Source organism: Pseudomonas sp. G166 (assembly GCF_037027455.2).
Lineage (GTDB): Bacteria > Pseudomonadota > Gammaproteobacteria > Pseudomonadales > Pseudomonadaceae > Aquipseudomonas.
On record NZ_CP146985.1, the window covers coordinates 1 to 18,892 of the forward strand.

The following is an 18,892-nucleotide window of genomic DNA, read 5'->3' on the forward strand; positions in this document are numbered from 1 at the left end:
GTGTCAGTGGAACTTTGGCAGCAGTGCGTGGAGCTTTTGCGCGAAGAGCTGCCTGCCCAACAATTCAACACTTGGATCCGTCCACTACAGGTCGAAGCCGAAGGCGACGAGTTGCGTGTCTATGCACCGAACCGTTTCGTTCTCGACTGGGTCAACGAAAAGTACCTGGGTCGGGTCATGGAACTGCTCGACGAGCATGGCAATGGCATGGCGCCCGCGTTGTCCTTATTAATAGGCAGCAAACGCAGTTCGGCTCCACGGGCCGCGCCCAATGCGCCGCTGGCTGCCGCCGCGTCACAGGCCCAGCAGGTTGCCTCGGCGCCGGTTAACAACCATGTCGCGCCAGCGCCGGCGCCCGCCCCGAGCAAACGTAATGCGCAAAAAGTGGCTGAGGTCAGCGAAGAACCGTCCCGGGACAGCTTCGACCCCATGGCCGGGGCCAGCTCCCAGCAGGCCCCGGTGCGCGCCGAACAGCGTACGGTTCAGGTCGAGGGTGCGCTCAAGCACACCAGTTACCTGAACCGGACCTTTACCTTCGAGAATTTCGTCGAAGGCAAGTCCAACCAGTTGGCCCGGGCGGCAGCCTGGCAGGTCGCGGATAACCCCAAGCATGGTTATAACCCGCTCTTCCTTTATGGCGGCGTGGGCCTGGGTAAAACCCACTTGATGCACGCTGTGGGTAACCATCTATTAAAGAAGAACCCGAATGCCAAGGTCGTGTACCTGCATTCCGAGCGTTTCGTGGCCGACATGGTCAAGGCGCTGCAACTGAACGCGATCAACGAGTTCAAGCGTTTCTACCGTTCGGTGGACGCCTTGCTGATCGATGACATTCAGTTCTTCGCTCGCAAGGAACGTTCCCAGGAAGAGTTTTTCCACACCTTCAACGCATTGCTGGAAGGCGGGCAGCAGGTCATTCTCACCAGCGACCGCTACCCGAAAGAAATTGAAGGCCTGGAAGAACGTCTCAAGTCACGTTTCGGCTGGGGCCTGACGGTGGCCGTCGAGCCCCCGGAGCTGGAAACCCGGGTCGCGATCCTGATGAAGAAGGCCGACCAGGCCAAGGTCGAGTTGCCTCACGACGCGGCGTTTTTCATTGCCCAGCGTATCCGCTCCAACGTGCGCGAGCTCGAAGGCGCCCTCAAGCGGGTGATCGCTCACTCGCACTTCATGGGCCGCGACATCACCATCGAGCTGATTCGCGAATCGTTGAAGGATCTTCTGGCGCTCCAGGACAAGCTGGTATCTGTGGATAACATTCAGCGCACCGTTGCTGAATACTACAAAATCAAGATTTCCGATCTGCTGTCCAAACGTCGTTCGCGCTCGGTGGCACGTCCGCGCCAGGTGGCCATGGCCCTGTCCAAGGAACTGACCAACCACAGCCTGCCGGAAATCGGCGATGTGTTTGGCGGGCGCGATCACACCACCGTGTTGCACGCCTGCCGCAAGATCAATGAACTTAAGGAATCCGACGCGGACATCCGCGAGGACTACAAGAACCTGCTGCGTACACTGACCACTTGATGACCACCAGCGCAGCTTATTAAGGCAAGGGACTAGACCATGCATTTCACCATTCAACGCGAAGCCCTGTTGAAACCCCTGCAACTGGTCGCAGGCGTCGTCGAACGCCGCCAGACCTTGCCGGTACTTTCCAACGTGTTGCTGGTTGTCGAAGGCCAGCAATTGTCGCTGACCGGTACCGACCTGGAAGTCGAGCTGGTCGGTCGTGTGCAACTTGAAGAGCCGGCCGATCCGGGTTCCATTACCGTGCCGGCGCGCAAGCTGATGGACATCTGCAAAAGCCTGCCCAACGACGCGCTGATCGACATCAAGGTCGATGAGCAGAAGCTCGTGGTCAAGGCCGGCCGCAGCCGTTTCACCTTGTCTACCCTGCCTGCCAACGATTTCCCGACGGTAGAAGAAGGCCCGGGTTCGCTGACCTGCAGCCTCGAGCAAAGCAAATTGCGCCGTTTGATCGAGCGCACCAGTTTCGCCATGGCTCAGCAGGATGTGCGTTATTACCTCAACGGCATGCTCCTGGAAGTGTCTGCCGGCATCATTCGCGCTGTTGCAACTGACGGTCACCGTCTGGCGATGTGCTCGATGCAGGCCGATATCGGTCAACCGGATCGCCATCAGGTGATCGTGCCGCGCAAAGGCATCCTGGAGTTGGCCCGCCTGCTGACCGAACCGGACGGTAACGTCAGCATCGTGCTGGGCCAGCATCACATCCGCGCCACCACCGGTGAGTTCACCTTCACTTCGAAACTGGTGGATGGCAAATTCCCTGATTACGAGCGTGTGCTGCCTAAAGGCGGCGACAAACTGGTATTGGGCGACCGTCAGGCGCTGCGCGAAGCGTTCAGCCGGACCGCGATCCTGTCCAACGAGAAGTACCGTGGTATCCGCCTGCAACTGGCCAATGGTCAGCTGAAAATCCAGGCGAACAACCCGGAGCAGGAAGAAGCGGAAGAAGAAGTGGGCGTTGAGTACAACGGTGGTTCCCTGGAAATCGGCTTCAACGTCAGCTACTTGCTCGACGTGTTGGGCGTGATGACCACTGAGCAAGTGCGTCTGATCCTGTCTGACTCCAACAGCAGCGCGCTGGTGCAGGAGTCCGATAACGACGATTCGGCTTACGTTGTCATGCCGATGCGTCTGTAATCATGCTCAGCAGAAGCTAGATGTCCTTAAGTCGCGTCTCGGTCACCGCGGTGCGCAATCTGCACCCGGTGACCTTCTCCCCTTCCCCCCGCATAAATATCCTTTACGGCGCCAACGGCAGCGGCAAAACCAGCGTCCTGGAAGCCGTTCATTTGTTGGGGCTTGCCCGTTCGTTCCGCAGCAGCCGTCTGTTGCCGGTCATCCAGTACGATCAACTGGCCTGTACGGTGTTCGGGCAGGTGGAACTGGCAGAAGGCGGCCATAGCGCGCTGGGGATATCGCGGGACCGGCAAGGCGAGTTCCAGATCCGCATCGATGGGCAGAACGCTCGGAGCGCGGCACAGTTGGCCGAGATCCTGCCATTGCAGTTGATCAACCCGGATAGCTTCCGCTTGCTGGAGGGCGCACCGAAGATTCGCCGGCAATTTCTCGACTGGGGCGTGTTCCACGTGGAACCGCGCTTCATGACCACTTGGCAACGCCTGCAGAAGGCGCTGCGCCAGAGAAACTCTTGGCTGCGACATGGTACACTTGACGCCGTTTCGCAAGCGGTTTGGGACAGGGAACTGTGCCAGGCCAGCGCTGAAATTGATGAATACCGCCGCGCTTACATCAAAGCCTTGAAACCGGTCTTCGAGCAGACCTTGAGCGAGCTGGTTGAGCTTGAGGGCCTGACGCTCAGCTATTACCGAGGCTGGGACAAAGACCGGGAATTGAGCACCGTACTGGCTGGCTCGCTGCAGCGGGACCAGCAGATGGGCCATACCCAGGCCGGACCACAACGTGCTGACTTGCGTCTCAGATTGGGCGCACATAACGCCGCGGACATCTTGTCCCGGGGGCAGCAGAAGTTGGTGGTGTGTGCCTTGCGTATTGCCCAGGGGCACCTGGTCAGCCAGGCCCGTCGCGGGCAGTGTATTTATCTGGTGGATGACTTGCCGTCCGAGCTGGACGAAGCCCACCGCCGCGCGCTATGCCGCTTGCTGGAAGACTTACGCTGCCAGGTTTTCATCACCTGTGTAGACCACGAATTATTGAGGGAAGGCTGGCAGACGGAAACGCCAGTCGCCCTGTTCCACGTGGAACAGGGCCGTATCACCCAGACCCACGACCATCGGGAGTGAAGGCATTGAGCGAAGAAAATACGTACGACTCAACGAGCATTAAAGTGCTGAAAGGCCTGGATGCCGTACGCAAACGTCCCGGTATGTACATTGGTGACACCGACGATGGCAGCGGCCTGCACCACATGGTGTTCGAGGTGGTCGACAACTCCATCGACGAAGCCCTCGCCGGCCATTGCGACGACATCAGCATCATCATCCACCCGGATGAGTCCATCACCGTTCGCGACAACGGCCGTGGCATCCCGGTAGACGTACACAAAGAGGAAGGCGTTTCCGCCGCTGAGGTCATCATGACCGTCCTCCACGCTGGCGGTAAGTTCGACGATAACTCCTACAAAGTATCCGGCGGCCTGCACGGCGTAGGTGTGTCGGTGGTGAACGCGCTGTCCGAACAGCTTGTTCTCACGGTTCGCCGCAGTGGCAAGATCTGGGAACAGACCTACATTCACGGCGTGCCCCAGGCACCGATGGCGATCGTTGGCGACAGCGAAAGCACCGGCACCCAGATCCACTTCAAGGCTTCCAGCGAAACCTTCAAGAACATCCACTTCAGCTGGGACATCCTGGCCAAGCGGATTCGTGAGCTGTCCTTCCTGAACTCCGGTGTCGGCATCGTCCTCAAAGACGAGCGCAGCGGCAAGGAAGAGCTGTTCAAGTACGAAGGTGGCCTGCGTGCGTTCGTTGAGTACCTGAACACCAACAAGACCCCGGTCAACCAGGTGTTCCACTTCAACGTGCAGCGTGAAGACGGTATCGGCGTGGAAATCGCCCTGCAGTGGAACGACAGCTTCAACGAGAACCTGCTGTGCTTCACCAATAACATTCCGCAGCGCGATGGCGGTACTCACCTGGTGGGTTTCCGTTCGGCGCTGACCCGTAACCTGAACAACTACATCGAACAGGAAGGCCTGGCGAAGAAGCACAAAGTCGCCACCACCGGTGATGATGCCCGTGAAGGCCTGACCGCGATTATCTCGGTGAAGGTGCCGGATCCGAAGTTCAGCTCCCAGACCAAAGACAAGCTGGTCTCTTCCGAAGTGAAGACCGCGGTCGAGCAGGAAATGGGCAAGTACTTCTCCGACTTCCTGTTGGAAAACCCGAACGAAGCCAAGCTGGTCGTCGGCAAGATGATCGACGCCGCTCGTGCCCGTGAAGCAGCGCGCAAGGCCCGTGAGATGACTCGCCGCAAAGGCGCGCTGGACATCGCCGGCCTGCCGGGCAAACTGGCCGACTGCCAGGAAAAGGACCCTGCCCTGTCCGAACTGTACCTGGTGGAAGGTGACTCTGCTGGCGGTTCCGCCAAGCAGGGACGCAACCGCCGTACCCAGGCCATCCTGCCGCTCAAGGGTAAGATCCTGAACGTCGAGAAGGCGCGCTTCGACAAGATGATCTCTTCGCAGGAGGTCGGCACGCTGATCACTGCGCTGGGCTGTGGCATCGGCCGCGAAGAGTACAACATCGACAAGCTGCGTTATCACAACATCATCATCATGACCGATGCTGACGTCGACGGTTCGCACATCCGCACCCTGCTGCTGACGTTCTTCTTCCGTCAGTTGCCGGAGCTGATCGAGCGTGGCTACATCTATATCGCCCAGCCGCCGCTGTACAAGGTCAAGAAAGGCAAGCAAGAGCAATACATCAAAGACGACGACGCCATGGAAGAGTACATGACGCAGTCGGCCCTGGAAGATGCGAGCCTGCACCTGAACGAAGAAGCCCCTGGCATCTCCGGCGAAGCCCTTGAGCGCCTGGTCAACGATTTCCGCCTGGTGATGAAGACCCTCAAGCGCCTGTCGCGCCTGTACCCGCAGGAACTGACCGAGCACTTCATCTACCTGCCGGCCGTCAGCCTGGAGCAATTGTCCGATCACGCCGCGATGCAGGATTGGCTGGCCCAGTACGAAGTTCGCCTGCGCACTGTCGAGAAGTCCGGCCTGGTCTATAAAGCCAGCCTGCGCGAAGACCGTGAACGTAACGTCTGGCTGCCAGAGGTCGAACTGATCTCCCATGGCCTGTCGAACTACGTCACCTTCAACCGCGACTTCTTCGGCAGCAACGACTACAAGACCGTCGTCTCCCTTGGCGCGCAATTGAGCACGCTGTTGGACGAAGGCGCTTACATCCAGCGTGGCGAGCGCAAGAAAGCCGTGACCGAGTTCAAGGAAGCCCTTGAATGGCTGATGGCCGAAAGCACCAAGCGCCATACCATCCAGCGCTATAAAGGTCTGGGTGAAATGAACCCGGATCAGCTGTGGGAAACCACCATGGACCCAAGCTCGCGCCGGATGCTGAAAGTCACCATCGAAGACGCCATTGGCGCGGACCAGATCTTCAACACCCTGATGGGTGATGCGGTCGAGCCTCGTCGTGACTTCATCGAGAGCAATGCGTTGGCGGTGTCTAACCTGGATTTCTGATCCAGCCACCCTGCCCCAACGAAAAAGGCCAACGCATATGCGTTGGCCTTTTTTTATATGTGTAAAAAATCAGCAACGTTCTCTGTCAGACCTGTTGCTCAAAAAAACGGGTAACCCAGTAACACTTCTAGCAAAAGCTTTTAACCCCAATGAGTTGGGAAATGGATAAGACCCCCGGGAAACGGGGGGCAGAGAAACCCTGGCGCAGAACTTGCGTGTTAAATAACTTACACATCGTTTTTTTAAATTTACAGAAAACGATGGGACGAGGTGGTACGAATAAATCCAAATACCAAGGGTAGTCTCAATGAGCGGTACGCAAACTTCCAATCATCTGGAGCAAGGGCTTAAGCCCCGTCATGTGACGATGCTCTCCATCGCCGGCGTGATTGGCGCCGGCCTGTTCGTCGGCTCCGGCCACGCTATCGCCGCAGCCGGTCCGGCCGTGCTGCTGGCTTACGCCGCTGCCGGTGCCTTGGTGGTATTGGTGATGCGGATGCTGGGCGAAATGGCGGTGGCGTCGCCGGACACTGGCTCCTTCTCGACCTACGCCGACCGTGCGATCGGTCATTGGGCCGGTTTCACCATCGGCTGGCTCTACTGGTGGTTCTGGGTCTTGGTCATTCCGCTGGAGGCCAACGCCGCCGCGACCATCCTGCATGCCTGGTTCCCGAACGTGGCCATCTGGGCCTTCACCCTGGTCATCACCCTGCTGCTGACGGTCACCAACCTGTTCAGCGTGAAAAATTACGGGGAGTTTGAGTTCTGGTTCGCCCTGGTCAAGGTTGTAGCGATCATTGGCTTCATTGGTCTTGGCGTGATGGCGATCTTCGGCTTGCTACCCACCAGCCAGGTCAGTGGTGTTTCGCATCTGTTCGACACGCAAGGCTTCCTGCCAAACGGCATGGGCGCGGTGCTGGGGGCAATCCTGACCACCATGTTCTCGTTCATGGGTACTGAGATCGTCACCATCGCCGCCGCTGAATCGAAGAACCCTGGCCAGCAGATATCCAAGGCGACCAACTCGGTGATCTGGCGAATTGGCTTGTTCTATCTCGTCTCCATCTTCATCGTCGTTGCCTTGGTGCCCTGGAATGACCCGCTGCTCGCCAGCGTAGGTTCTTACCAGACTGTGTTGGAGCGCATGGGTATTCCCAATGCCAAGCTGATCGTCGACATTGTCGTCCTGGTGGCGGTCACCAGTTGCCTCAACTCAGCGCTTTATACGGCCTCGCGAATGATGTTCTCGTTGGGCAAGCGCGGTGATGCACCGGCCGTTTCCCAGCGCACCAACAAGAGCGGCACACCTTACTGGGCGGTGATGCTCTCGACTGGGGCCGCCTTCCTCGCTGTGTTCGCCAACTATGTGGCCCCAGCCGCGGTTTTCGAGTTTCTGCTGGCCAGTTCTGGCGCCATCGCACTGTTGGTATACCTGGTCATTGCGATTTCGCAACTGCGTATGCGCAAACAGCGCATGGCTCGCGGTGAAAACGTCGCCTTCAGTATGTGGTTGTTTCCGGGCCTGACCTACGCGGTGATCGTATTCATCGTCGGTGCCCTGACCATCATGCTGTTCCAGGAGGCCCATCGGGTGGAGATCCTCGCGACGGGTCTGTTGAGTGTGTTGGTGGTGATATCCGGTGTGCTGATACAGCGTCGTCGGATCGCAAAAGCAGGAAGCTTGGTGCCGACGATCGGGTGATATCCATCGTGGCGAGGGGATGAATTCCCTCGCCACGATGCATCCATACCTATCGGTTTTTTAACTTGCCACCGACGCCTCACTCCCTGCCGCTACACTCTCCAACCGATACCCATACCCATAAATGGTCAGCAACTGCCAACCTCGGTCCGCCGTCAGCCCGAGCTTGTTGCGCAGGCGATAGATATGGGTGTCGAGCGGACGGGACGAGGTCATTTCCTCGTGGGTCCAGAAGCGCTCGTAGAAGTACTCCCGGGACAGTGGGCGGCCCAGGTTGGCGAACAGGCAGCGGGCCAGGCGGTATTCCCGTTCGGTCAGGCTGATGGGGATACCGGCGCGAGTGACCGTCAGCTCAGCGTCGTCGAACTCCAGATCGTTGAACACCAGCACATCGCTGGCCGGGGTCCGTTGCAGGTTGTGGCGACGCAGCACGGCGGTGACCCGGGCCTTGAGTTCGTTGGGCCGGAAGGGTTTGCTTACATAATCGTCGGCACCAGCGTTGAGGGCCTGGACGATGTCGTGCTCGCCGTCGCGACTGGTGAGCATGATGGCGGCCGGTGGCGAGTCCATGTGCTCGCGTGTCCAGCGCAGCAGCGACAAGCCACTGATATCGGGCAGTTGCCAGTCGAGGACCAACAGATCGAAGGTTTCCCGGCGCAGTTGCCGCAACAGGTCTTCGCCGCGTTCAAAGCTGTGCAGGGTCCAGGCTTGCTCGCCCTTGCCGGGGATTTGTTGCAGTGTCTGTTCCACCCGGCGCAGTTCGGCCGGTTCGTCATCCAGTATGGCGACACGCATGGGACGCGATTCCTTGATCTCGGAAGTAACGGACATCTCAGGTGGCCATGCAGTGCAATGCCCCCTGTCGCTGGTTGCGACAATACCGGCTCGCAGTGCAGAGGGAAAGGCAGCAGCACGCCAACCAGCGAGTCCGTTATAGTCTTGGGCTTTGCGCCCGGCGGTTTGACGCATAACCCATGAAAAAGATCCCCGCTTCCAATCTTCAGTCAGAGTGCTTATGAGCAACCAGCGTCGCCGTGAAAGCCGTGAACCGACCCAGGTCCAGCGATTGTTTCGACAATTGGTGCGGGAATGGTTGTGGATAAGTCTTTTGCTGTTACCGCTCACTGCCCTGCTCTCGTTCAGCGCCCAGATGACTGCCAACGGCCCAGGCGCTGCGTTGTTGTCGGTGTGCCTGGTGGCTTGCGTGCTGGGGCTGCTGTTGCTGCGTCCGCGCCTGGCCTTATGGACGACGGTGGGCGGCATGAGCCTGGCACTGTTGCTCAGCGCGGTGCTGGGCGCGCGGGGCTGGTGGTGGTCGCCGATGGCCAGTGTCTTGGGCATGCTGTTTGGCTACCTGATCTGGAACTGGCGACGGCTGAGTGTGGTGTTGGCCTATTTCGGCTGGGAGTTGGCACGTTTGGACTCTGAGCCGAAGGTGTTCCCGGAACGTCGTCGGTCCCCGTACACCGGCAGTGACCGCTTGCAGGGCCAGATCATGGCGTTGGAACAAGCCATGAGTCGAACGCGTGATACTCGCCGCTTCATCGCCGATGGCCTGGAATACCTGCCCGTGGCAACGATGATCAGTGACCCCCAAGGCAAGCTGTTGCTCGGTAACCGCAAGGCCCGTGATCTGTTCGGCCATGGCCTGGCAGGCGGGGATGTGCTGGAACATCTCGCGCAACTGGGTTATCCAGGGTTGGCCGGTGGTGCGCAGCAGTGCTTATCCACATTGCCATTGGTGGAGTTTCGCGATGCCCGGGAACGCAGCTTGCGCTTGGAACGGGCCTCCCTATTACCGGTCGACGGCGACGCGCCAATTGGTTGGCTGCTGAGCCTGATTGACCTGAGCGCGGAGCGTGAAGCCGAGGAGCAGCGCAGCGTCATGTTGCGTTTTTTGTCCCATGATTTGCGCGCCCCTCACTCGGCGATCCTCGCGTTGCTCGATGTGCAGCGGCATGAGGCGGGCGGAAATAACCCCGTGTTTGACCAGATCGAGCGTCAGGTACGTCGCGCCCTGGACCTGACTGACGGCTTCGTACAATTAGCCAAGGCTGAATCCGAGGCTTATCAATTTCAGCCAACGTTGTTCGCCATGCTGGTTCTGGACGTGATCGACCAGGCATTACCCATCGCGCAGGCCAAGCGCATCCAGCTCACTCACGAAATACACCATGAAGAAGCGATGGTGAAAGCAGATCAATCTTTGCTGACCCGTGCGCTGTTCAATTTGCTGGAAAATGCCATCAAGTACAGCTCGCCCGACTCCTGTATCTCGCTGCAGGTTCATTGCACGGCGGGTTGGTTGACCTGCAATGTCGCTGACCAAGGCAAGGGTATCAGCGCTGAAGAATTGCCGGAGCTGTTCAGTCAGTACCGACGGTTTTCATCAGCACAAGGGGTGGATGGCATTGGCTTGGGACTGTCGATGGTCAAGGCGGTGGTTGACCATCATGGCGGGAAAATCGAGTGTCATAGCGTGGTGGGTAAAGGCACAACGTTTAGCTTGGGATTCCCCTTGCTGGAAGATTAAAAAAGACCGCAGCCTTCTGCAGGAGTTACCAAAGGCTGCGCTCTTCTTTGGACCGCTATAAAAACTTATGCACCTTTCTGAGCGTTTTATGTGTTTATGAAATATGTATAAAAAACATAGACCTACAACATAAAAGCAACGGTTTCAGGGAAAACGGTACACAGGTTATCCACAGATCTCAAACAGCGAGTTTATCCGTGGCGGCCGGCGCTGCGGGAAGCGAACCCATCTCCCGTTGTGCCTGCTCATTCCAGGCTTGTACACGGTCGTTAAGCTCGGCAATGGCGCGCGGCCCAGTCCCTTCGGCGTACATCGGTGCGCCGATCACCACGGTGATGACACCTGGCTTTCTGATCCAGCCCGCCTTAGGCCAGAATTTGCCGGCATTGTGTGCAATCGGCAGTACGGGTAGCTCCGCGTTCACCGCCAATGCGGTACCGCCCCGGGAGAACTTGCCGATCGTTCCGTAAGGAACACGGGTGCCTTCGGGAAAGATCAGTACCCATACGTTGTCCTTGAGCAGCTCGTCGCCCTTCTTCGCCACATGCTTGAGCGCAGCCTTGGGGTTGTCACGATCGATAGCGATCGGGCGCAGCATCGCCATGGCCCAGCCGAAGAACGGCACGAACAACAGTTCACGCTTGAGCACTTGGCTCAAGGGCTCGAAATAGGCCGAGAGAAAGAATGTCTCCCAGGTGCTCTGGTGGTTGGACTGGATCACGCAGGGCCGGTCAGGCACGTTCTCGGCACCTTTGACTTCATAGCTGATGCCCAGGAACACCTTGCTCAACCACAGTGCGCAACGGCACCAGTACACATTGATGAAACGGTAGCGCGCCCTGAACGGCAGAAAAGGCGCGATAAAAAAACTCAGGGAGCACCACAACAAAGAACTGGTACCCAGCAGCAGGTAAAAGAGAAAGGCTCTGATGGCCCGCAATATCGACATAGCGGCATTTACCGTTGCGGGCTATGCCCGCCTGTTCAAGCGCTTCCCGAACAATCCTTGATCAGGTTGTCTTGGGAGCTCTAATTGTGGATAAGTTCAGCGGCAATCGCCGCCAAGTCGTCAAAAATCAAGGTGCCCACCGGCAGGGTCTTGCCCAGAGTCTTTTCGCCTTTCCCGGTCTTTACCAAAACTGGCTGACAATCGACGGCCTTGGCCGCCTCCAGGTCACCGAGGCTGTCGCCCACGAACCATACGCCCGCCAGCGCGACGTGGTAATGCGCGGCGATGGTTTTCAACATGCCCGGCTTGGGCTTGCGGCAATCGCAGCCTTCGTCCGGCCCGTGTGGACAATAGACGATCAGCCCGACTTCGCCGCCCTGCTCGGCCACCAATTCGCGTAAACGCTCATGCATGGCCTCCAGAACAGCGACGCCGTAGTAACCGCGAGCAATGCCCGACTGGTTGGTGGCGACCGCCACCGTCCAGCCGGCCTTGCTCAACTGCGCGATAGCTTCGATCGAACCCGGGAGCGGCAACCACTCCTCCACCGATTTGATGTAAGCGTCGGAGTCGTGATTGATCACCCCATCCCGATCGAGAATCAGCAGTTTCAACAGCAGCTCCTCAACCCAGCACGGAAATGTCGGCAATATTGAGGAACAGGCTGCGCAGGCGTGCCAGCAATGCATAGCGATTCTTGCGAACGTCTTCGTTATCCGCATTCACCATCACGGCTTCAAAGAACGCATCGACAGGCTCGCGCAGCGCTGCCAGGCGCGCCAGTGCTTCGGCATACTCGCGCTTTTCCATGAGCGGTTGCACCGACGCATGGGCCTGTTGAATCGCCGAGTGGAGCGAAAACTCTGCAGCGTTATCAAAGTAACGTGCTTCCACAGCCTTGACCGAAGGCTCGGCCTTGCTCAGCAGGTTCGACACACGCTTGTTCACCGCCGCCAGCGCTGCCGCTTGCGGCAGTTGGCGGAAAGCCTGCACCGCTTGAACGCGCTGGTCGAAGTCCAGGGCCGAACCCGGCTTCAGTGCTCGCACCGACAGATAGGTGGCGACGTCGACGCCTTCGTCTTCATAACGCGCACGCAGGCGGTCGAAGATGAACTCCAGCACCGTATCGGCCAGGCCGGCAGCCTTGACCTTGCTGCCGAACGCGTTGACGGCGAATGCCACGGCGTCGTTCAGGTCCAGGTCCAATTGCTTGTCGATCAGGATCCGCAGCACACCCAGCGCCGCGCGACGCAAGGCATACGGGTCTTTGCTGCCGGTGGGCAGCATGCCGATGCCGAAAATACCCACCAGAGTGTCGAGCTTGTCGGCGATAGCCACTGCCGCACCGGTCAGGGTGGTCGGCAGTTCAGCGCCGGCACCACGGGGCATGTACTGCTCGTTCAGCGCCAGGGCCACGTCTCGCGGCTCGCCGTCGTTGAGGGCGTAGTAGTAACCGGCGACACCTTGCATCTCCGGGAACTCACCGACCATTTCTGTGGCCAGGTCGCACTTGGACAGGATGCCGGCACGGGCCGCACGCTGGGCGTCGCCGCCGATGCGCGGAGCGATGAACGCCGCCAGTTTCGACACGCGCTCGGCCTTGTCGTAGACACTGCCGAGTTTTTCCTGGAACACCACGTTTTGCAGGCGTTCGTTGAAGCTTGCCAGCGGCTGTTTCTTGTCTTGCTTGAAGAAGAACTCGGCATCGGTCAGGCGCGGGCGAACGACTTTCTCGTTACCGGCGATGATCTGCTGTGGGTCCTTGCTTTCGATGTTGGCCACCGTGATGAAGCGCGGCAGCAACTTGCCTTCGGCGTCCAGCAGGCAGAAGTACTTCTGGTTGTCCTGCATGGTGGTGATCAGCGCTTCCTGCGGCACTTCAAGGAAACGTTCCTCGAACGAGCACACCAGCGGCACCGGCCACTCCACCAACGCGGTCACTTCGTCCAACAGGTTAGGCGGCACGATGGCGGTGCCTTCCTGTTGGGTAGCCAGTTCTTCGGTGCGCTTGCTGATCAGCTCGCGGCGTTCGTTGGCATCGGCCAGTACGTAGGCGGCACGCAGGTCGGCCAGGTAGTTGGCCGGTGAGGTGATGCGCACGCTCTGCGGATGATGGAAGCGGTGACCGCGGGAATCGCGACCGGCTTTCTGGGCCAGGATCGTGCAGTCGATGACCTGGTCACCGAGCAGCATCACCAGCCATTGGGTCGGACGCACGAACTCTTCCTTGCGTGCAGCCCAGCGCATGCGCTTGGGAATCGGCAAGTCATTGAGGGAGTCTTCGACGATGGTCGGCAGCAGGCTGGCGGTCGGCTTGCCCTTGATGCTCTGGCTGTAGCGCAGCTTCGGGCCGCTCTGGTCGATTTCGCTCAGGTCTACGCCACACTTCTTGGCGAAACCGAGGGCGGCTTGGGTCGGGTTGCCGTCGGCATCGAATGCAGCCTGGCGTGGCGGGCCGTCGAGGTTGATGCTGCGGTCCGGCTGCTGGGTCGCCAGGGCGGTGATCAGCACGGCCAAGCGGCGCGGCGCGGCGTAGACGTGCTTGGCTTCGAAGTTCAGGCCAGCGGCTTGCAGGCCTTTCTCGATACCAGCCAGGAACGCATCAGCCAGGGTGTTCAGGGCTTTGGGTGGCAGTTCTTCGGTGCCCAGTTCAACCAGAAAATCTTGAGCACTCATTGTGCAGCCTCCAGCTTAGCCAACACTTCATCACGCAAATCCGGGGTCGCCATCGGGAAGCCCAGCTTGGCACGGGCCAGCAGGTAGGCTTGCGCAACGGAACGCGCCAGGGTGCGCACACGCAGGATGTATTGCTGGCGCGCGGTCACGGAAATCGCCCGGCGTGCGTCCAGCAGGTTGAAGGTATGGGAAGCCTTCAACACCATTTCATAGCTCGGCAGCGGCAGCGGCTGGTCCAGTTCGATCAGGCGCTTGGCTTCGCTTTCATAGAAATCGAACAGTTCGAACAGCTTCTCGACGTTGGCGTGTTCGAAGTTGTAGGTCGACTGCTCCACTTCGTTCTGGTGGAACACATCGCCATAGGTCACTTTGCCGAACGGGCCGTCGGCCCATACCAGGTCGTAGACCGAATCCACGCCTTGCAGGTACATCGCCAGGCGCTCGAGGCCGTAGGTGATTTCACCGGTCACCGGGTAGCACTCGATGCCACCCGCTTGCTGGAAGTAAGTGAACTGAGTCACTTCCATGCCATTGAGCCAGACTTCCCAGCCCAGGCCCCAGGCGCCCAGAGTCGGCGATTCCCAGTTGTCTTCGACGAAACGAATGTCGTGCACCAGTGGGTCCAGACCCACGTGTTTGAGGGAGCCGAGGTACAGCTCCTGGAAATTTTCCGGGTTCGGTTTCAGCACCACCTGGAACTGGTAGTAGTGCTGCAGACGGTTCGGGTTTTCGCCATAGCGGCCGTCAGTCGGGCGGCGGCTGGGCTGCACATAAGCGGCGTTCCAGGTTTCCGGGCCGATGGCGCGCAGAAACGTGGCAGTGTGGAAAGTGCCGGCGCCTACTTCCATATCGTAGGGCTGAAGTACCACGCAACCTTGCTCGGCCCAGTATTGCTGGAGGGCGAGGATCAAGTCTTGGAAGGTACGCACGGCTGGCGTAGGCTGGCTCACGAAATTCACCTGTTTCTTGGGCTGCGATTTAAAGAGCGGGAGTATACCCGATTCGTTCGTGCGCACGCCCCCTGGAGCCTTATGCCACGCTGCTTTTGGTGTTCCGAAGATCCTTTGTACATGGCTTATCACGACCAGGAGTGGGGCACGCCGCTGCGCGATGCGCAGGGTTTGTTCGAGTTGCTTTTGCTCGAAGGGTTCCAGGCCGGGCTGTCCTGGATCACCGTTTTGCGCAAACGTGAGCACTACCGGGAAGTGTTGTACGGCTTTGATGTGCAGCGCGTGGCGCAGATGAGCGACGCCGAAATCGAAGACCTGATGCTCGACCCCGGCATCATCCGCAACCGTCTCAAGCTCAAGGCCGCCCGGCGCAACGCCCAAGCCTGGCTGGCCCTGGAAGATCCGGTGGCGTTCCTCTGGTCGTTCGTCGGTGACAAACCCATCATCAACCATTTCAAGGACCGCACCGAAGTGCCGGCCATCACGCCCGAAGCCCTGGCGATGAGCAAAGGCCTGAAAAAAGCCGGCTTCACTTTCGTCGGCCCGACCATTTGCTACGCCTTGATGCAGGCCTCGGGGATGGTCATGGACCACACCCAGGACTGCGACCGCTACGCCGAGCTGGCAAACGGCGGTTAGAATAGCCGGCTCGCAACACGGCCCATACATTCAGGAGTGACCTGTGGATAAGTTGAAAGGCGCCTTGCTGGTCGGCGCTCTGCGGTTGTTTGCGCTGCTGCCCTGGCGCGCGGTGCAAGCGGTGGGCGCGGCCATTGGCTGGTTCATGTGGAAACTGCCCAACCGCTCCCGCGATGTGGTGCGGATCAACCTCGCCAAATGTTTTCCCGAGATGGACCCTGCCGAGCGCGAGCGCCTGGTGTGCCAAAGCCTCAAGGACATCGGCAAATCCCTGACCGAAAGCGCCTGCGCCTGGATCTGGCCGGCCCAGCGCTCCATCGAACTGGTGCGTGAAGTCGAAGGCCTGGAAGTATTAAAAGAAGCGCTGGCCTCCGGTAAAGGCGTGGTGGGCATCACCAGCCACCTGGGCAACTGGGAAGTGCTCAACCACTTCTATTGCAGTCAGTGCAAGCCGATCATTTTCTACCGTCCGCCCAAGCTCAAGGCGGTGGATGACCTGCTGCGCAAACAGCGCGTGCAACTGGGCAACAAAGTCGCCGCGTCGACCAAAGAAGGCATCCTCAGCGTCATCAAGGAAGTGCGCAAGGGCGGTCAAGTGGGCATCCCCGCCGACCCGGAACCGGCCGAATCCGCCGGCATCTTCGTGCCCTTCTTCGCCACCCAGGCCCTGACCAGCAAGTTTGTGCCGAACATGCTCGCCGGCGGCAAAGCGGTCGGCGTCTTCCTTCACGCCCTGCGCCTACCGGACGGCTCCGGCTACAAAGTCATCCTCGAAGCCGCCCCGGACGCGATGTACAGCACCGACACCGAAACCGCCTGCGCGGCCATGAGCCAAGTGGTGGAGCGCTATGTGCGGGCCTACCCGAGCCAGTACATGTGGAGCATGAAACGCTTCAAGAAACGCCCGCCGGGTGAGGCGCGGTGGTATTGAAGGCCTGTTGCTTGGGTGTGGTGAATGCAGGATCGTGAACACCCAAGAACCCCTGTGGGAGCCGAGCTTGCTCGCGATAGCGCCCTGACAGCCGCCACATAACTAACTGACTCCACCCTCCTGTGGCGAGAGAGTGGCCGTCGCGTCTTCGACGCTGCGCTGTCGCGCAGTGAACTAGGCCCTGTGGCGAGGGGATTTAACCCCGCTGGGCTGCAAAGCAGCCCCAACCGGGCTAACGTATTCCCCCAGGCAAACCCAACGGAGGCCGAATGGATAACGGTCCAGGCAAACGCGTCATCGTCGTTGGAGCGGGCATCGTAGGCGCGTCCCTGGCCTACCACCTGGCGACCAAAGGCGCGAAAGTCACGGTAGTCGAGGCCGAAGGCATCGCGTCAGGCGTGACCGGCAACTCATTCGCCTGGATCAACACCACACACGGTGAACCCGACCCCATCGCGCCATTGCGCGGTGCTGCCATCCAGGAATACCGCCGACTCGAAACGCAACTGCCCGGTCTGAAGATCCAATGGAGCGGCGCGCTGTCTTACGGTGCGAGCTCAGAAGCTTCGGCAAACCGGATACTTCAATCACAGATCCGTGAGCTTGAGCCAAATCTCAGGAACCCTCCTCAATCCGCTTCGTATGCAGCAGAAGAAGGAGCACTGGACGCCATAGCAACAACCCATGCGTTGATTGCCGGAGCTCAGGCGAGCGGTGCGAAAGTGCTCACCCAAACGCCGGTTCTCGGCTTTAGAACCCATGGTTCCACCGTGTTGGGTGTCGAAACCGCCGCAGGCGTCATCGAAGCCGATGTCGTTGTATTGGCAGCCGGCACAGGCGTCGCGAAGCTAGCAGACCTGCTTAAAATTTCTCTGCCGATAGAAGCCTCCCCGGCGATTTTCATCCGCTATGAATCACAGCCCAACCTGGTACGCACCCTCATCTCCAACCCCGAAATGGAAGTGAGGCAAACCCCGGAAGGTGCGTTGCTGGCGGCCGAAGACTACCTGGACGATACCCTGGAAAACCAACCAGCGGCGATAGCACTGCGAACGGCCAACGCCATCAAGAACGAACTCCAAGGCGTAGTCTCCCTGGATCTGCAATCGGCTCGAGTCGGATTCAGGCCCATGCCCGCCGATGGCATCCCCATCATTGGTTATCCTGCGCAGGTCGGCGGCGTCTACGTGTGCGTCATGCACCCCGGAGTGACCCTGGCGGCGATTGTGGGCCGTCTTGCCAGTGAAGAGATCGTCGGCGACAAGGCTTGCTCTGCCCTCAACTCCTGCCGTCCGGATCGTTTTTTTCAAGCTCCGTGAGGGTTGAATGGCCTAAGCTCGCCTACTCCCCCAATCAGCCAAGGAAGCGTCAAATTCCTGAAAGCGTTGACCAAAACCTTTCGTTCATTAGACTGGGCATCATTGATGTACTTTAATTCGCGTTCAATTGACTCCCGTAAATTCGTGTATTCCCGCCATAGCTGCTAACTCTTCTTGTGAAAGATTAATAAGTTTCGTTGACGACCGGCCTTGAATGCAGGTCCGCCATGCTCACCCTCACCATAAAGCAGTCAGTAATTAAAGCGTCATAAGCGTAATGAATAACTACTGCCAAGAGCAGTCTATTTTTGCGCTGTCTTGCTAGCCATAAGTCGAATACAGCCTTCATAAACTGAGCCTTATAGTGCGCGACGCAAAACAATCTCGATCTTGAATTAGTCCTGGATGGTTTATGTCGCTAAAAAGAGTTAAGACTAAAGCGCTTCCAATCACTGAGGAGTTATTGCAATTGCTACGTGCCACACAACACGCTCAGGTTGTATGGAGCGTCGCCGTCAATGATATTGACGCGTCATGTGATGAGGTATGGCTTGCTCGAATGTGGGAGGTCGAGGGCCTCGAAGCCCGATACAGAGCCTGCCAAGACCGGCTATTTTTTTACCTTAAGCAAGCCATCGAGATTTAAACCTTCCGTCACACACTGCACTGTTTCCGTGCTTGCACTATAAGTATGGGCCCACCAGAACCGAACGAGCATGAACATTCGACTAAAGAACTAGACAGTTTATGGGTGTTTGAAAATGCTCCCTTAGTTCGGAACAAACCTCTTCTGGAATGGCCGGCAGGCTGGGCGCTGTATCCTTTCAGCCACGCCTTAACCGGGTAGCCCCGCACAACAATATTTTTTCACGTATGAGGCTAATTGCCCTCCAGAGTACTTTTGTTGCCACTCTAAAACTAAAGCATTCAGGCTCTTGGTCGACATTCCGGACGCCATGTTCAATCAATCTGAGTT

14 protein-coding genes are annotated in these 18,892 nt (G+C 58.7%); 9 read left to right on the plus strand and 5 right to left on the minus strand.

The window, feature by feature from the left end:
• The 5 genes from dnaA to gabP all read left to right on the plus strand — a co-directional run bounded on the left by dnaA (position 1) and on the right by gabP (position 7,919).
• Positions 1-1,527, plus strand: coding sequence for a chromosomal replication initiator protein DnaA (dnaA, locus tag SGN16_RS00005; protein ID WP_210642148.1), 1,527 nt, complete (start codon positions 1-3; stop codon positions 1,525-1,527).
• Between the two features lie 39 nt (positions 1,528-1,566).
• On the plus strand, positions 1,567-2,670 hold the full coding sequence (dnaN, locus tag SGN16_RS00010; protein ID WP_007903001.1) for a DNA polymerase III subunit beta: 1,104 nt from the start codon (positions 1,567-1,569) through the stop codon (positions 2,668-2,670).
• A 20-nt stretch (positions 2,671-2,690) separates the two neighbouring features.
• Positions 2,691-3,794, plus strand: coding sequence for a DNA replication/repair protein RecF (gene recF / locus SGN16_RS00015; RefSeq protein ID WP_046063378.1), 1,104 nt, complete (start codon positions 2,691-2,693; stop codon positions 3,792-3,794).
• Between the two features lie 5 nt (positions 3,795-3,799).
• Complete coding sequence (gene gyrB / locus SGN16_RS00020; protein WP_210642149.1) at positions 3,800-6,217, plus strand: DNA topoisomerase (ATP-hydrolyzing) subunit B; 2,418 nt, start codon at positions 3,800-3,802, stop codon at positions 6,215-6,217.
• A gap of 307 nt (positions 6,218-6,524) precedes the next feature.
• Positions 6,525-7,919 (plus strand): GABA permease, encoded by a 1,395-nt coding sequence (gene gabP / locus SGN16_RS00025; protein ID WP_335945004.1) that lies wholly within the window; start codon positions 6,525-6,527, stop codon positions 7,917-7,919.
• 60 nt (positions 7,920-7,979) lie between these two features.
• On the opposite strand, the gene SGN16_RS00030 is transcribed toward gabP, so the two are convergent.
• On the minus strand, positions 7,980-8,714 hold the full coding sequence (locus SGN16_RS00030) for a response regulator transcription factor (protein WP_210642151.1): 735 nt from the start codon (positions 8,712-8,714) through the stop codon (positions 7,980-7,982).
• Positions 8,715-8,934: 220 nt separating this feature from the next.
• On the opposite strand from SGN16_RS00030, the gene SGN16_RS00035 reads away from it, so the two are divergent.
• Positions 8,935-10,452 carry a PAS domain-containing sensor histidine kinase gene (locus SGN16_RS00035; RefSeq protein ID WP_210642152.1) on the plus strand — a complete coding sequence of 506 codons (1,518 nt, stop codon included), beginning with the start codon at positions 8,935-8,937 and terminating at the stop codon, positions 10,450-10,452.
• 178 nt (positions 10,453-10,630) lie between these two features.
• Here SGN16_RS00035 and SGN16_RS00040 read toward each other — a convergent pair whose 3' ends face one another.
• From SGN16_RS00040 to glyQ, 4 genes are all read right to left on the minus strand, one after another.
• Positions 10,631-11,401 (minus strand): lysophospholipid acyltransferase family protein, encoded by a 771-nt coding sequence (locus SGN16_RS00040; RefSeq protein ID WP_210642153.1) that lies wholly within the window; start codon positions 11,399-11,401, stop codon positions 10,631-10,633.
• An 80-nt stretch (positions 11,402-11,481) separates the two neighbouring features.
• The gene (gmhB, locus tag SGN16_RS00045) at positions 11,482-12,021 is read right to left on the minus strand and encodes a D-glycero-beta-D-manno-heptose 1,7-bisphosphate 7-phosphatase (RefSeq protein ID WP_210645059.1); all 540 of its coding nucleotides are present in this window, start codon (positions 12,019-12,021) and stop codon (positions 11,482-11,484) included.
• 4 nt (positions 12,022-12,025) lie between these two features.
• Positions 12,026-14,077, minus strand: a complete 2,052-nt coding sequence (glyS, locus tag SGN16_RS00050; protein ID WP_335945005.1) for a glycine--tRNA ligase subunit beta — start codon at positions 14,075-14,077, stop codon at positions 12,026-12,028.
• Entirely contained in the window at positions 14,074-15,027 is a 954-nt protein-coding gene (gene glyQ, locus SGN16_RS00055) for a glycine--tRNA ligase subunit alpha (RefSeq protein WP_003177094.1), read from the minus strand. The genes glyS and glyQ overlap by 4 nt, the downstream gene beginning before the upstream one ends.
• An 81-nt stretch (positions 15,028-15,108) precedes the next feature.
• Between glyQ and SGN16_RS00060 the strand changes: the two genes are divergently transcribed.
• The 3 genes from SGN16_RS00060 to SGN16_RS00070 all read left to right on the plus strand — a co-directional run bounded on the left by SGN16_RS00060 (position 15,109) and on the right by SGN16_RS00070 (position 17,916).
• On the plus strand, positions 15,109-15,666 hold the full coding sequence (locus tag SGN16_RS00060) for a DNA-3-methyladenine glycosylase I (RefSeq protein ID WP_210642155.1): 558 nt from the start codon (positions 15,109-15,111) through the stop codon (positions 15,664-15,666).
• Positions 15,667-15,709: 43 nt separating this feature from the next.
• A complete protein-coding gene (locus SGN16_RS00065) occupies positions 15,710-16,597 on the plus strand; it encodes a lysophospholipid acyltransferase (RefSeq protein WP_335945006.1) in 888 nt (295 codons plus the stop codon).
• A 269-nt stretch (positions 16,598-16,866) separates the two neighbouring features.
• Positions 16,867-17,916 carry an FAD-binding oxidoreductase gene (locus SGN16_RS00070; protein ID WP_335945007.1) on the plus strand — a complete coding sequence of 350 codons (1,050 nt, stop codon included), beginning with the start codon at positions 16,867-16,869 and terminating at the stop codon, positions 17,914-17,916.
• The last annotated feature ends 976 nt before the right edge of the window (positions 17,917-18,892 follow it).